A 15,033-nucleotide genomic window follows, 5' to 3' on the forward strand; every position below is an offset into this window, starting at 1 on the left:
GCAGTACTAAAGCGAGTAAAACGATATAACCACGTTCATGGATACGATTCGATAACTTATTACTCCAAGGCGCTGCAATCTTCATCCCTATATAGCCACCAATGACTAAACACAACAAGGCTGGATAGTAAAAATAACCAATAAAATGAGTACCTAACTGTAGAGGCTGTAGCCAATATCCCACAATAAAAGTGCTTGTTCCAGCGATTGCCAATGGCATACTTAATGGATTGGCCAGTGCAACCGAAGAAGACATATTTAAACCACAGCGACGAAATAAAGGTACGGTCATCACACTTCCCCCGACTCCCAAAGCCGCAGCGACTGCCCCAATCACTATTCCACCTAGACTTTGCTCACTAGAGGTCAGCCCACGTATGTTTTGAGTCTGATCCTGATGTTGTTTGATTTGACGCAACATGCAATCGGCAATCGTCACCGCTAAATAAATCACAAACGCCCATTTTAAAAAATTTGCCGATAAGTAGAACGACCCGAAAGTTCCGAGTACTGCACCTGCAGCAATCCAATAGGCAAGAGGAAATACATAAGGCCATTTAATTCTGCCCATTTTATACTGCTGGTAACTGGCTAGCCCTGAGTTGATAATCATCAATAATAGTGAACTAGCAATTGCACTTTTAAATGCCAACTCATAAGCGGCACTTCCTGCTACAGCATGAAATCGAATGGTGGCATAAACCAATGGTACAACAACGAAACCACCGGCAAAACCAAACAGAATCGTCAACATCCCACTGATACACCCCGCAGCAAGCAATAAAAAATACAGCTCCATAATGGATAACCAATAACAAATAAATCACAGTCTAAGAGGTTTTTACTCCTGCAATTTTGTTATATTCCGCTTTTAACTACTCAAATCAGACATTATCCATGCAGCAAATTTCTATACATAGTGTGGAACATTTACAGCAAAAAATGATTGCCATTGAAACACAATATGCACCCAATCAAGTTTTGGAAATGCATCACCATCAACGTGCTCAATTACTCTACGGCGCTGAAGGTGTCATGCATGTAGAAACACCACAAGGCAATTGGATTATTCCTCCAGAGCGTGCAGTTTGGATCCCACCTCTCGTTCCACATAAACTCACCCTGTTTAATGTCAAAACCTGTAGTTTATATATCCTCGCTAAACATAGTCCTAGGCATAGTCAGCACTGTGAAGTACTGGCGATTTCACCACTGCTGAGACAGCTACTCCTAAGCGCTCCAAAAATCAATGAACCTTTTAATACACGCGATCATTTATTGTTTGATTTAATTTTAGAAGAACTCTCTGCTGCACCAAACATTGACCTACATTTGCCCTTACCTGAAAACAAAGAGCTCTTAGCAATTTGCCAAAAGTTTTTAAAAGCGCCAAATATTCATTTATCTCCAGAACACATCTCAGCTGAACTTCATATGAGTGAACGGCATTTTAGTCGTTTATTTAAACAAGAGGTTGGTATGCCCTTTTCAAAATGGCGCCAACATGCCTGTGTATTATTAAGTTTAGAACGCCTAATGAAAAATCAGCCCATTCAAAAAATCGCCTATGATTTTGGTTTTAAAAATCCTGCTGCGTTTAGCACCATGTTTCAGCGGATTTTAGCCATTAGTCCAAGTCGATATATGCATAACAACAACATCAGCTAAAGGTATTTAACTCGACATAGAGTGCGCAAATATCTTTTATTCGATAAAGAACCTGCTCATCCCCCCTAAAACCATATACAACTAAACACCTGATTTATATACACAATAAAAAACAACTATATGAAATCGTTATAGCTTAACACCTTGTATAAGCCACCATTATTTGTTTAGCCCCCGTATTTTGACTATAAATCCGAGCACAGCATTTGGTTTTTAAAATGCTGCACAAGTCGTAACTAAACATGGAGTAATTATGACTGTTATTGTGCATCCGCTCGTACTTGGTCAGGGCAAGGTTAAAGTCCTGATTAAAGACAGTATTGATATTGAAAACACAGTAACTCAGGCAGGAAGCCGGGCTTTAGAAGATTCTCCCCAAGCGAGTCAAAATGCTGAAGTCGTTGAACGTATTCTTCAACAGGATGGTCTGATTTTAGGCAAAACCAATTTACACGAATTGGCTTTTGGTATTACTGGCATTAATCACTATACGGGTACGCCAATTAATCCGCTATATCCTGATTTAATCCCAGGTGGATCGTCTAGTGGTTCAGCGGCAGCCGTGGCTGCGGGTTTATGTGATTTCGCTGTAGGCACAGATACTGGCGGCTCTATTCGTATGCCTGCAGCATGCTGTGGTGTTTTTGGTTTAAAACCCACTTTTTCACGAATCAGCAGAAAAGGTGTTTTACCCGCTCATTCTTCTTTAGATTGTGTCGGCCCATTGGCAGCCGACATGCCTCAGCTGATCCAAGCGATGCACATGATCGATCCACTTTTTGATCTGACCAAAGCGGTAGATATCGATTTTGATCATTTAAAAGTCATGCTCTTAGATGTGGTCGCAGAGCAGCAAATTTGGCAAAGCATCGATGCTTTTTTAAAGCGCGCTGGCGTTCAAGAGTATTCATCTACAGCTCCACGCTATATCGGAGAAGCTTTTGATGCTGCCATGCACATCATAAACTATGAAAACTACCAAGCTTTTTCACATTTGATCTCAAGTGGAAAGTTGGGAGCAGATGTAGAGCAACGTTTAAAAAATGCGGTGAACAGTAGTGAGCAACATCGTGATCAAGCCCAAGAACTTGGCAGATTGTTCTGTCAGGAAATTGATCAATTGCTTGAGCAGGCAGACGTATTAATTTTGCCAACCTTACCGCAACAGGTCCCAACCTTAAGCCAAGTAGAGCAGGCACACAACTTACTGCAACTCACTGCATTGGTTCGACCATTTAACCTTTCAGGTCACCCTGCTCTGTCACTACCCTTGCAAACAGAACAAGGCCAACCTGTCGGATTACAAATCATCGCTAAACATGGTCAAGACGAAAAATTATGTCTGATCGCAAAATACCTTGTAGAGCAAGCAAATAAGCCAGCAGAACAATGAGTTATTCCCATGCAAGACATCCTCAGCCGATTAGCGCAGTTAGAGGCTCATAACGCGATTCGAAATTGTATCAATCGTTATATGCAAATCTGCGATCAACTCGATGCAAATACTGACCTCATGCAGTTAATGGCGTTATTTGACGCAGACAGTATTTGGGAGGGTATTGGTGAGAAATATGCACAATCATTTGGTCGTTATGCCTCTTGGCAAGCCATCCATGACATGTTTCTCAGTTATATCCAAGGCCAAACACATTTTGTGATGAACGCACACTTTGTCAGTTCAGAACAAATCAACGTACAAGGCCATGAGGCCTTTGCAACATGGCAAATGCTGCAAACCTCAACCTTTCACAATGGGCAAAGCCATTTAAATGCAGCCAAGCTGACTGTGAATTTTAAGCAACAAGATGATGGCACTTGGAAAATCAAACATTTCCAAACTGAAAATATATTCAGCCGACCAGTATCACACTGGCACAGTACAGCGGAATTACCCGTGCCATCTACACATGTAATACAGGAACAGTCCTAAACAGGACCCGTAAAAGGATAATTGAGATGAGTAATTTAATTGCATTACAAAATGTAGAAACAGATTATGCCAGCTTAGTACAAAGCGACCGTGTACACACCTCGTTGTATAAAGATGAAAAAATCTTCAGTGATGAGATGGAAAAAATCTTTTATAGCACTTGGGTTTGGGTTGCTCATGCCAGCGAAATTCCAGAAAGTGGTAATTTTAAAACCATGAATATTGGTGAGCAACCTGTCGTTGTGGTTCGTGACCGAAAAAAACAAGTGCATGTGCTACTCAACCGTTGTCGCCATCGTGCTGCAACACTTTGTGAAGAGAAAAAAGGCAAAACCAACAGTTTCGTTTGCCCTTACCACGGCTGGAGCTATGCACTCGATGGCAGTCTACGCGGTATTCCTTCACCAGAAAGCTATGGTCAATGTTTAGATAAAAATGAACTGCCCATGATTAGCTTACGTGTTGAACAATATAACGGCATGATTTTTGCGACATTTAAGCAAGATATTCCAAGTTTAGATGAATTCCTTGGGCCTGCGAAAAAGTGGATTGATTTGTTCATGAAACAAGGGGCAGGTTTCCCAGTTAAAGTGCTTGGCGAACATCGCTTCACCTTCCCTGGTAACTGGAAAATTCAACTTGAAAATACCACAGATGCTTATCACTTCCCTTTAGTGCATAAATCTTTCCTAAGTTCAGTTGACGATAAAACAGAAGAATTATTTAACTTTGAAAATCAGCCCGGCTTTGTAGAAGATTTGGGCAATGGTCATAGTGTTATGGTCATGATTCCTGAGTTAATTGATTTAGAAGAAGATCTTATGGAGCGTCCAATTCAAGAACGCTTTAGTGATCTTGCTCAAGCACTGCGTGACGAAGGTCATGAAGAGCTAGAGGTACGCCGTATTGTTCGTGCTGTCGGTGGCACTGGATTTAACCTGAACTTATTCCCAAACATTGCTTGCTCAATGGCATTTTTCCGAGTGATGCAACCTTTATCTGTCAATAAAACTGAAATTCACCATTCGGTCATTACTATGGATGGTGGTCCACAAATCGCCAATCAATACCGTTTACGTTTACATGAACATTTCCAAGGCCCATTTGGTTTTGGTACACCAGATGATGCTGAAGCTTGGGAACGTGTACAACACGGCGCCAGTGCAGGTAATGACTTATGGATCTTATTGAACCGCGGTCTACCTGGTGAAGTCAAAACCGAGGATGGCTTAAAGAGTGATGTGAGTGCCGAAACAGGTATGCGCGGCGCATATCAACAGTGGAAAAAGTTGATGACAGCTTAAGGAGCAAGCAATGAATATTAATCTAAATTTATTAAATGAAGTGACTGCTTTTATCTGGACAGAGGCAGACATGTTAGATCATGGCGAATACCAAGCATGGTTAGATCTATGGGATCAATCTGGGGCCTATATTATTCCCATTGATCCTTTGAAAACCGACTATGAGAACAGCCTGAATTATGCATATGACAATCATCATATGCGCCAGCTACGTGTACAACGACTAGAGAATGGTGAAGCGATCTCAACAGCGCCAAAAGCCAATACAGTTCGGAGTATCTCTCGTGTTCGTGTACTGACTGAACAAGACCAGCTGATTACTTTGCGCTGTGCACAAAACTTACGTGAATTCCGTAAAGAAAATTTACGCCACTACACCGCTGATGTGACATATCACTTGCAACGTCAGCCTGAGGGTGGTTTTAAAATTCAGCGCAAGATTATTAATTTGGTCAACTCAACCGATACGCTTGCTGGTATTAGCTACATTCTGTAGAACACAGAAAAATAGCCCGTGTACAAGCATCAAGATATTTATCTGCTTAAGATTTAAAATATTATGAACCCATTATATGAAGTTAAAGTCACGCAGCGTTATAGTGCAGGACCTGACATTTCGATTATTGAACTTGAATCTACACAAAATGAATCCCTGCCTTCTTTTGAAGCAGGGGCGCATATAGAACTGCATTTACCCAATGCAATGGTTCGCCAATATTCTCTATGCCAAGATCCAGCGCAAAAACAATGCTATCGTTTAGCAATTTTAAGAGATCAACAGTCGCGTGGTGGCTCGCAATATATCTATGATCATTTGCATCAAGGTAGTGAGCTAAAAATCAGCGCACCAAAAAATCTCTTTGCACTTGCTCACTCAAATGATCACCATATTTTAATTGGCGGCGGCATTGGTATTACCCCACTTATTAGTATGGCGTATCAGCTCAGTCAGGCCCAACAGTCATTTGAACTACACTACTGTGCTCAAAGTTCTGCGCAAGCTGCATTTATTGAGGAGCTGAAAAATAGCCCTTTTGCGGCACAAGTGACCTTTCATTTTAAAGATCAAGGGGCGAATCACCGTAGCTATTTGCACAGCCATTTTGAGAGTCTGGCCAAATCAAGCCATATTTATACCTGTGGGCCAAACCCGTTTATGGATTGGGTTTTTGATCTTGCCAAAACGCATCAATTCCCAGCAGAGCAAATGCACCGTGAAATCTTCCAAAATGAAGTGAATATACACGGTGACTCATTTGAAGTTGTCGCACAGCGCAGTCAGAAAACCATCCAAGTTGCAGCGGATGAAAGCATCTTAGATGCGCTAGCCAAGAACGGAATATATGTCGAAAAATCATGTGAACAAGGAGTCTGTGGCACATGTATGTGTGATGTGATCGAAGGCTCACCTGATCACCGTGATGTTTACTTAACGGATGAAGAAAAACAGAGCAATGAACAAATCTTGGTGTGTTGTTCACGCTCAAACTCTGAACGCTTGATTTTGGATATTTAACTCAGTAGCCAACAGAGATCAAAAGTAGAGTCAGCGGCTAATTGTGTTTTAGCACTGACTTTTTAATAATTGAATGTAGTAAGGATACCACATTGAAATTAACTCAAATATGCGCTGGCATGAGTCTCATCATGTTTGGCCTACCGCACACGTACGCAAATTTTATAGAAGATGACAAATTTTCTGTGAATCTACGTAATTTTTATTTTGATCGCCAATTTTCAGATCCTGCTGCCAAAGACATGGGAAGCTGGTCACAAGGGATCATGGCACGCTACGAATCAGGTTATACCGACACACCGATTCAGGTGGGTGTAGATGCGAGTTTAAAATATGCACTGCGACTCACTGATCATAATCAGGAACGTGCCGACACAAACTTACCTTTTGATAAAGGTCGCAATGAGCAATATCGTGACTATGGCAAATATGGGTTAACCCTTAAACTCAAATACAGCAATACAGAGCTTAAAGTCGGTGAGCTTAACCCACGTACACCTGTTGTTTTTATTGATGATTCACGCCAATTACCCACGTCTTATGCTGGGGTCATGCTAGAGTCATCAGAAATAACGAATTTAAAAGTCACAGCTGGTCGGATTACTCATATCAATGCACGTAACGATGATCGTTATGAAAAGTTGAGCTTACATGGCCAAGCCAATCGATTAGAAAGTGATGGTCTCAATCTATTGGGTTTTGACTATACCTTTAGCCCACAGTTTCAAGCGTCCTATTGGTTTGGACAACTTGAAGATATTTATCAACAGAACTTTGTTTCAGCGACATATAAACAAAATTTTGATCAAGTAAAATTCAAACTAGAGAGCAATTACTTTCACAACAAAGAAGAAGGTAAAAAACTCTATGGAAAAATCGACAGTCAAGCACTAGGCATCATGGCTACCGTAGCTACGGATAACCATACGTTTAGTGCTGGCGTTCAGAAAAACTTTGGGGATAGTATATTTCCAACTTTAGCAGGCTATCCACCTCAACCTTTTTTACAAGCCTGGTCAAACCTGCCTTTTTATAACCCTGAAGAATTAACTTGGCATGCCAACTATATTTATGACTTTAAGGATGTGGGTATCCCAGGCTTAAAAACCAGATTAAGTTATCACCATGGTAGTGGAATTAAACGTCCAAACTTACTGGACAACAAGGAAACAGAAAAGATCGCAGGTCTGATCTACACAGTTCCTGAGGGTAAACTTAAAGGTTTAGGATTTGAATGGCGATATACCAAAGCAGATTTCAAATATGGTTCGCTTAATAATTTGGGTAATGATTTTAAGGAAAATCGTTTCATTACCACCTACACCTTTAAATTTTAATTCATACCATACGTTAAGGAAGATAGCATGAGTATGCAAAGCGAAAGATCGCAACTCGACTCAAATAGAATACTGTCTAAAAAACATTTAAAGCGTGCGTGGTTGATTACTGTTTTATTAATCATTTTCCAGATGATTAACTTCGCCGACAAAGCTGTACTTGGACTCGTTGCAGAATCTGTAATGTCTGAACTTGGCATGACCAGCACTCAGTTTGGCTTCATTGGTAGTTCTTTCTTTTTCCTATTTGCCATATCAGGCATTATTGTGGGCTTTTTAGCTGAAAAAGTTCAAACTCGTTGGCTAATTTTAATCATGGGAATCAGTTGGGCAGTTTTACAGTTCCCAATGTTATTCGGCGGTGGTGCAATGGCCCTACTGATTACTCGAATTGTATTAGGTGCGGCAGAGGGACCGGCTTCATCGATCTCACTTACCCATGTGCAAGGTTGGTTTGAACCCACTACACGAGGCTTTCCAAGTAGTTTAGTTGCCTCTGGAACAACCATCGGGCCTGTAGTTGCTGCACCAATCCTTGCCTATATTATTGCGCATCCAGATTTAGGTTGGAGATGGGCGTTTGGTTTCCTTGGCATTGTTGGTTTAATTTGGACTATTGTTTGGGCCATGGTTTTTAAAGAAGGTCCTTATAGTCATTTTAATCAGGACAAAAACGCTGTTGAAACAGATGTTGCAACATCAACTTCAATGCCAAACGCCGATAGTAAAAGTATTGCCAATTTTGTCGATACTTTAAATCCTGTGCCGATATTTAAAGTGTTCTTCTCAAAAATGTTTATCGCAGCATTTTTAGCTGGTTTAGGATGCTTCTGGTCATTGGGCTTCTTAACGACTTGGGCACCTAAATATATTGCTTCTATTGGCTCGTTTCCGCCTGAAATTATTGCCACGCTTTCAAGTTTACCGTGGATATTGGGGGCAATAAGTCTGGCTGGCGCAGGTTATATTTCACGTGTCATGATGAAAAAAGACTTTACTGTTTATGCTTCATTGGGCGTGATATTTGGGCTTCTGGTCTTGATCTCTGGTGTTGCTTTTTATCTCATCCCGCATTTACAAGGAAATATCTTAATCGCACTAATTACTGTTGCTGCTGGTTTTGCGATGTGTTTCCCACTTGCGACTATGGCTGTTGGCTTTAGTGTATGTTCTAAACAACGTGCAGCGGTCATGGCAACTTTGGTTGCGACATCATCCATCGGTGGTATTGTCTCGCCAACAATGGTGGGTTACTTAATGGATATCGCAGGATATATCCAACCTGCCAAAGGTGTTCCATTAAGCCCTCAAATGGCAGAAAATTTAATTATTGGTATGAACCATGGCTTTGAGTATATCGGTATCTATATGATTATCGTTGGCGTCATTAGCATACTGTTTTTAAACCCTGACTATCTAGCTAAAAAACTAATGTCCTAAAACACATTCAATTAGGCTTGATGATCAATTCATCAGGCCTGATTTGATCGTCTATGATAATAAAAAAAGCTAATAATCGTGTATACAGAAATATGAATGAGATATTTAGTTTCAAGCTTAAGCCATCAGTAAAGCGTAATTTTAAAGTCAGTAAAATAAAACATTAAAAATGCTATTTTAAAAAATACCAATTTGCTACCATCAATTGATATTGGTTTTAAAAGATAGATTAATGGATAAGTTTGATTACAATCTCATCCGAGTACTCTGTACTTTATATGACACTCGAAGTTTAACTTTAGCAGCTGAACATTTACAAATTAGCCAGCCTGCTGTTAGCCAATTGTTAAAAAAACTCCGTGTGGCCTATGGCGATCTTTTATTTGTACGTAGCAATGGCAAAATGGAGCCAACTTTACTAACCAATAAAATTATACCCAACTTAAAAAAATCAATTGAATTAATCGAGTTGTCACTAAATAACCAAGGGTTCAACAATAACTTACCTCAAAAAGAAAATTATATTATCAGTATGTCTGATCTCGCTCAGGCTTATTTTATTCCACCCTTATGTATGTTACTCGATCAATCCAACTTGAAAGCGCGAATCACTGTTGTACAACGTCAACAAGAAGAAATCGAAATGTGTATGCGCGATGGAAAAATTGATTTTGCCATTGGTAACTTTCCTAAGCTCAGTAACCATAATCAAAATCTAATTATTGAAAAACTCTTTCAAGATGATTTTGTATTAATGCTTAGAGATGGTCATCCCTTTATCTCTGAAAACGACGAAGTGATTAATTTTAAAAAATTACAGCTAGTACAAATTGATACCAATATTACTGGTCACTCTGAAATTATTCATCGAATTTTAAAAGACTTTGAATTTAACACAAAAATTACCATTCCTTATTATAGTGCTGTACCAGATATTATTTGCAAAACAGATTACGGTGTAATTATTCCAAACTCGATTGCTAAACGTTATAACTTTTATAACCAATTTAAAATATTTCAAATTGATAATGAATATAACACCATTGATATTAATCTCTTTTATCATAAGCTATTTAAAAATGACTCTGCGATTAGCTGGATGAGAGAGATTATTTTAGAAAACTTCTCAATTAAGTAATTCGAGTTTTCTTGACAACGATATAGTTTTACATGAGAATATTCTCAGCTTAATAAAAGCCGTAAGCGTTTACGTCAATCAACGCACCAACAATTGCACAGTTTTACGCTGTGTATGGTCTATTGGTGCACTTGTCTGATGGACCTCACTTACGGAGTTTATAATGTCTTCTACAACTATAAAAAAATTACCTGCGCGTTTTAATGGCATTGTCATGCCTTTGTTATTATCCATCTTTATGACATGTATTGTTTCATGTATCAGTACCTTAAAAAGTCTTGGTTTTGAACACTTCCAATTTATGCTGTGGTTAAGTGCTTGGGGTCTCTCTTGGCTGATCGCATTTCCAAGTTTATTGCTTGCCCTACCAATTGTTAAAAAAATAACCGCTTTATTGGTTACTCAAGCCACTTAAGCTTTACCAGCAAAACCTTTATGTAGACTTGTTCGCTTAAACTTGAAAACCAGAACACTGTTCTGGTTTTCTTTACCCACCCACTTAACAACAAACCGTCACAAAAAAAGCTTAACCAATCACACAAAGCATATTATTATACAAGTGTATTTTTAATGAATCATCCCGCTATGACCGCTTCAACACCGCTAGATTATGATCCACGAGAAGAAAAACTTAATACATTAAGCCATGGCCTTGGTGCTGTATTCGCTGTCATTGCTGGCATCTTGTTATTAGTCAAAGGACATGAACTTCCATCCAGTCAGCAACTAGGTCTGGCTGTATATGCTGCAAGTATGGTTTTACTGTTCTCTGCTTCCACGCTCTATCATCATTCACGCGATGAAAAAAAACGTCAGTGGTACAAAAAACTCGATCATACTGCTATTTATTATTTAATTGCAGGAACCTACACCCCGTTTCTCTCAATTGCCATCCCCACCGCAAAAGCACACTACTTATTGATTGCCCTTTGGTTGATTGCTGCCTTGGGAACCTTATTTAAGCTGGTGTTTATTCATCGTTTTCAGAAATTATCATTGGTTGCTTATTTAGCAATGGGCTGGCTAGCAGTTCTTCTCATGGATGATATGCAACGCTACTTAAGTGCCGATTGTCTAAAACTTCTCATTGCAGGTGGATTAGCTTATAGCATTGGTGTCTTGTTTTATGCTGCAAAAAAAGTAAGATATACCCATGCAATATGGCATATTTTTGTTTTGGCAGGCGCTGGATTACACTTTCTTTCGATCTACCTTTACATTATCTGATCCTTCCTGGCTCATCGCAGCGACCCTGCACCGTTCCAAAGGTTCACATGCCGTTGTTTTTTTAAAAAATTACGCCTTTTTTAAGAAGATTCCGCTAAAGAGCAGGGTTGTCTCAACTGTTCTGTATCTACTTTCAGGTCATAAGTCACGTCTATTGCACAGCAATAAGACCCAGCTCCTAGACTTTGATGGGGAATTTTCCTTCTTAAAAACTTAATATTTATGGAAAAATACAGAGCGACGGCCCTTATCATTCAACTTTAATAGAGTGTAAGGTCAATCATGGCGTCAACGACTTTAAGCAATCAACCTCAAACACCAAGCAATTCAAAAGCCCGTGTGCTTTTTGCCAGCTTGGTTGGCACAACTATCGAATTCTTCGATTTCTACATCTATGCGACTGCGGCCGTCATCATCTTTCCACACTTGTTTTTCCCTGCAAGTACAGATCCGACCACAGCGACTATTCAATCTCTAGCAACTTTTGCTATTGCGTTTATTGCCCGCCCTATTGGTGCTGCTTTATTTGGACATTTAGGTGACCGTATTGGACGTAAGGCCACACTCGTTGCAGCCCTGCTCACTATGGGAATCTCAACCGTTGTGATTGGCTTACTCCCGACCTATGGACAAATCGGTATCGCAGCTCCACTATTACTTGCTCTTTGTCGTTTAGGCCAAGGTTTAGGACTTGGTGGTGAATGGAGTGGTGCCGTACTCTTGGCAACTGAAAATGCCCCTGAAGGAAAGCGTGCTTGGTACGGAATGTTCCCACAGCTCGGTGCACCGCTTGGATTTATTCTCGCAACGAGCTCATTTTTAATTTTGGGCGCGGTGATGTCAGAACAAGACTTTATGACTTGGGGCTGGCGTATTCCCTTTATATCAAGTGCTCTCTTGGTCATTGTTGGTCTGTATATTCGTTTAAAATTACATGAAACTCCTGCGTTTCAAAAAGTTCTCGACAAACAAAAAGAAGTAAATATTCCCTTTAAAATTGTTGTTACTCAGCACTTCCCAATGCTCGTTCTAGGAACGATCGCAGCAATCTGTACTTTTGTCGTGTTTTATCTCACAACAGTTTTTGCACTCAACTGGGGAACCACCAAACTCGGTTATGCACGTAGTGATTTCCTACAATTACAATTGGTTGCAACCCTTTGCTTTGCTGCATTTATCCCCCTATCTGCTGTATTTGCTGAAAAGTTCGGACGTAAAGCAACATCGATAGGTGTGTGTATTGCTTCTGCACTATTTGGTTTAGTTTTCTCAAGTATGCTTGAGTCTGGTAGTACACTTATGGTGTTCTTATTCTTATGTACAGGCCTCGCGCTGATGGGAATGACCTATGGCCCAATCGGTACGGTACTCTCAGAAATTTTCCCAACCTCAATTCGCTATACAGGTTCAGCCCTTACCTTTAACCTTGCAGGAATTTTTGGCGCATCATTTGCACCATTGATCGCAACGAAACTTGCCACTGAATATGGCTTATATGCTGTAGGTTACTATCTCTCTGCTGCATCTATTTTATCGCTGTTGGCCTTCATGATGATTCGAGAAACCAAACACGATGATGTAAACAACCAAATCTAATTTGACGCTCAATAGAGCTCTCCCTACCTCTCCTTAAAATCATAGGTATCTACACATCTTTATGTGGATACCTATGCCGAAAAGGTGAGGTAGGGTTTAGATCAACAACTAAGAAATTTCAATAATATCAATCGTTGGTGGTACACAAAAGCGAAAAGGTACACCCACCATACCAATACCCACTGTCACAAAGACATCGGCATTTTCATGCTGATATAGTCCTCGTTTATGTCCTAAAATTGACACTTTTTTCATAATATAGTTCGTCAGCCAAGGTAACTCTACCTGCCCACCATGAGTATGCCCAGATAACATTAACGGGCGTGTATTAAGCTTCGGCACCATATCTACAGTATCTGGATTGTGCGATAAGATAATCCACGGTTTATCTTGTGGTAAGTCAGGCATATAGCGCATATCGGTTTTTCCAGCCCATAAATCACCGATGCCAATCAGACGAAACTCGTCAAACTCAACAATTTGACCTTCAATATCAATAACATTATTTGCGGCAAAAGCACTGTGCAATAGCTCTAAAATTGGCGGACCTGGGTACTGCTCATCATGATTACCATTGACTGAATACACAGGTGCTTGAATCTCTTTCAGTACAGCCATTTCTTCAACAAGTTTATTTTCAGGCTCATAAGTCCAATCACCAGCAACCACCACAAGATCAGGCTGCTCTTGATTAATTTTTGCAACCACCTGTTTTAACTGACGCTCATGTCCAGAAAACAAACCAATATGCAAGTCTGCAATCAAGGCAATTCGAACTGGTCTCTTAAAGCCTTGTTCTGTATCACTAAGTTTATATGGTACGCGTTGAATACGAATTAAATGAGGTTCAATAAAGCGTGCGTAAATTAATACAGCACTCAGTAAAAATATGAAGACCGCTTGTTTAATGGAGAAAATTTGCTGCCAACCAGCATACAAACTATAGAAAATTAATGGAAATAGTAGATAAGACAGGTAAAATGCCAAAAGATGGACAAAGGACTTAAAAGGATGAATAGTTTCTGTACGAGATTGACTTCTCCAAGCTTGTGCAATACCCCACACAGCGAGTATTGCAAAAATCAGATAGAAGTACAAAGTTACAGAGTTTGTTGTCCACATAAATGATCTCAAATTATTTTAGCTACAGTACATGCCGCAAAGTACTTTTACAGTCAACGCGATTGAAACATAGTTTACCTAAGCCTAGCGCGAAAATATTATGCCCTTAAATACTGATTTAGCCCGTGATAAAAAGCAATTCAACAACAAACTCACCAATAAGCACTTTCATATTGCAGTCTTACTGAGTAGTGCAACTTTATTGGGTATGTCAGGTTGCAGTACTTTACCTAAACAGTATCCGCAAACACCAGAATATGTCTACGATATTGATACGCATCAAACATCACTGGCTCAAATCATCAACCCGCTTAAAGCGCAACACCCAGAACTTACCGGTTACCATGTGCTTTATGATCCGCTTAAAGCTTTCGCAGCACGGATTCAACTGATTGATCGCGCAGAAAAAACACTCGACTTACAATATTATATTTGGGATAACGACAAAATTGGTGCTTTAGCACTTTATAAAATTATTCAAGCAGCAGATCGTGGTGTAAAAGTTCGTCTACTCATTGATGACAATAATGCCAAGTCGATGGAAGCCATCTATTTAGCCCTAGATCAACATGCCAATATCCAAGTAAGATTATTTAACCCCTATCGTTTTCGCCAGTTACGCCCTATTGATATGGTTTTGGACTTAAAACGTATTAATCGGCGCATGCACAATAAAACCTTCACGGCGGATCATCAAGTTTCTCTCATTGGTGGTCGCAATATGAGTGACCATTACTACAACTTAAGTGATAGCT

15 protein-coding genes are annotated in these 15,033 nt (G+C 39.9%); 13 read left to right on the forward strand and 2 right to left on the reverse strand.

The window, feature by feature from the left end:
* Positions 1–799, reverse strand: a 799-nt coding sequence (locus tag Aru01_RS16270; RefSeq protein WP_042111618.1) for a sulfite exporter TauE/SafE family protein, incomplete at its 3' end; no start/stop codon positions are given.
* A gap of 98 nt (positions 800–897) precedes the next feature.
* Between Aru01_RS16270 and Aru01_RS16275 the strand changes: the two genes are divergently transcribed.
* The 12 genes from Aru01_RS16275 (at position 898) to Aru01_RS16330 (ending at position 13,156) form a co-directional block, all read left to right on the forward strand.
* Positions 898–1,668 carry an AraC family transcriptional regulator gene (locus Aru01_RS16275; RefSeq protein WP_016655012.1) on the forward strand — a complete coding sequence of 257 codons (771 nt, stop codon included), beginning with the start codon at positions 898–900 and terminating at the stop codon, positions 1,666–1,668.
* Positions 1,669–1,921: 253 nt separating this feature from the next.
* Positions 1,922–3,061 (forward strand): amidase, encoded by a 1,140-nt coding sequence (locus tag Aru01_RS16280; RefSeq protein WP_016655011.1) that lies wholly within the window; start codon positions 1,922–1,924, stop codon positions 3,059–3,061.
* Positions 3,062–3,070: 9 nt separating this feature from the next.
* Entirely contained in the window at positions 3,071–3,598 is a 528-nt protein-coding gene (locus Aru01_RS16285; RefSeq protein ID WP_016655010.1) for a nuclear transport factor 2 family protein, read from the forward strand.
* A gap of 26 nt (positions 3,599–3,624) precedes the next feature.
* Positions 3,625–4,902, forward strand: a complete 1,278-nt coding sequence (locus tag Aru01_RS16290) for an aromatic ring-hydroxylating oxygenase subunit alpha (protein ID WP_016655009.1) — start codon at positions 3,625–3,627, stop codon at positions 4,900–4,902.
* A 10-nt stretch (positions 4,903–4,912) separates the two neighbouring features.
* Complete coding sequence (locus Aru01_RS16295) at positions 4,913–5,398, forward strand: aromatic-ring-hydroxylating dioxygenase subunit beta (RefSeq protein ID WP_016655008.1); 486 nt, start codon at positions 4,913–4,915, stop codon at positions 5,396–5,398.
* A gap of 63 nt (positions 5,399–5,461) precedes the next feature.
* Positions 5,462–6,418, forward strand: coding sequence for a PDR/VanB family oxidoreductase (locus Aru01_RS16300; protein ID WP_016655007.1), 957 nt, complete (start codon positions 5,462–5,464; stop codon positions 6,416–6,418).
* Positions 6,419–6,537: 119 nt separating this feature from the next.
* Complete coding sequence (locus Aru01_RS16305; RefSeq protein ID WP_040330978.1) at positions 6,538–7,755, forward strand: OprD family outer membrane porin; 1,218 nt, start codon at positions 6,538–6,540, stop codon at positions 7,753–7,755.
* A gap of 27 nt (positions 7,756–7,782) precedes the next feature.
* Positions 7,783–9,195 carry an MFS transporter gene (locus tag Aru01_RS16310; protein WP_016655005.1) on the forward strand — a complete coding sequence of 471 codons (1,413 nt, stop codon included), beginning with the start codon at positions 7,783–7,785 and terminating at the stop codon, positions 9,193–9,195.
* Positions 9,196–9,427: 232 nt separating this feature from the next.
* Positions 9,428–10,333, forward strand: coding sequence for a LysR family transcriptional regulator (locus Aru01_RS16315; RefSeq protein WP_016655004.1), 906 nt, complete (start codon positions 9,428–9,430; stop codon positions 10,331–10,333).
* A 163-nt stretch (positions 10,334–10,496) separates the two neighbouring features.
* Positions 10,497–10,748 (forward strand): DUF2798 domain-containing protein, encoded by a 252-nt coding sequence (locus Aru01_RS16320; RefSeq protein WP_016655003.1) that lies wholly within the window; start codon positions 10,497–10,499, stop codon positions 10,746–10,748.
* 170 nt (positions 10,749–10,918) lie between these two features.
* Complete coding sequence (gene trhA / locus Aru01_RS16325) at positions 10,919–11,560, forward strand: PAQR family membrane homeostasis protein TrhA (RefSeq protein WP_040330977.1); 642 nt, start codon at positions 10,919–10,921, stop codon at positions 11,558–11,560.
* 282 nt (positions 11,561–11,842) lie between these two features.
* Entirely contained in the window at positions 11,843–13,156 is a 1,314-nt protein-coding gene (locus Aru01_RS16330; protein WP_016655001.1) for an MFS transporter, read from the forward strand.
* A gap of 108 nt (positions 13,157–13,264) precedes the next feature.
* Here Aru01_RS16330 and Aru01_RS16335 read toward each other — a convergent pair whose 3' ends face one another.
* The gene (locus Aru01_RS16335) at positions 13,265–14,278 is read right to left on the reverse strand and encodes a metallophosphoesterase (protein ID WP_016655000.1); all 1,014 of its coding nucleotides are present in this window, start codon (positions 14,276–14,278) and stop codon (positions 13,265–13,267) included.
* A 100-nt stretch (positions 14,279–14,378) separates the two neighbouring features.
* Here Aru01_RS16335 and Aru01_RS16340 point away from each other — a divergent pair.
* The coding region (locus tag Aru01_RS16340) for a phospholipase D-like domain-containing protein (RefSeq protein ID WP_042111622.1) at positions 14,379–15,033 on the forward strand (655 nt) is incomplete at its 3' end.

The sequence above is a fragment of the Acinetobacter rudis genome (assembly GCF_000829675.1).
Classification (GTDB): Bacteria; Pseudomonadota; Gammaproteobacteria; order Pseudomonadales; family Moraxellaceae; genus Acinetobacter; species Acinetobacter rudis.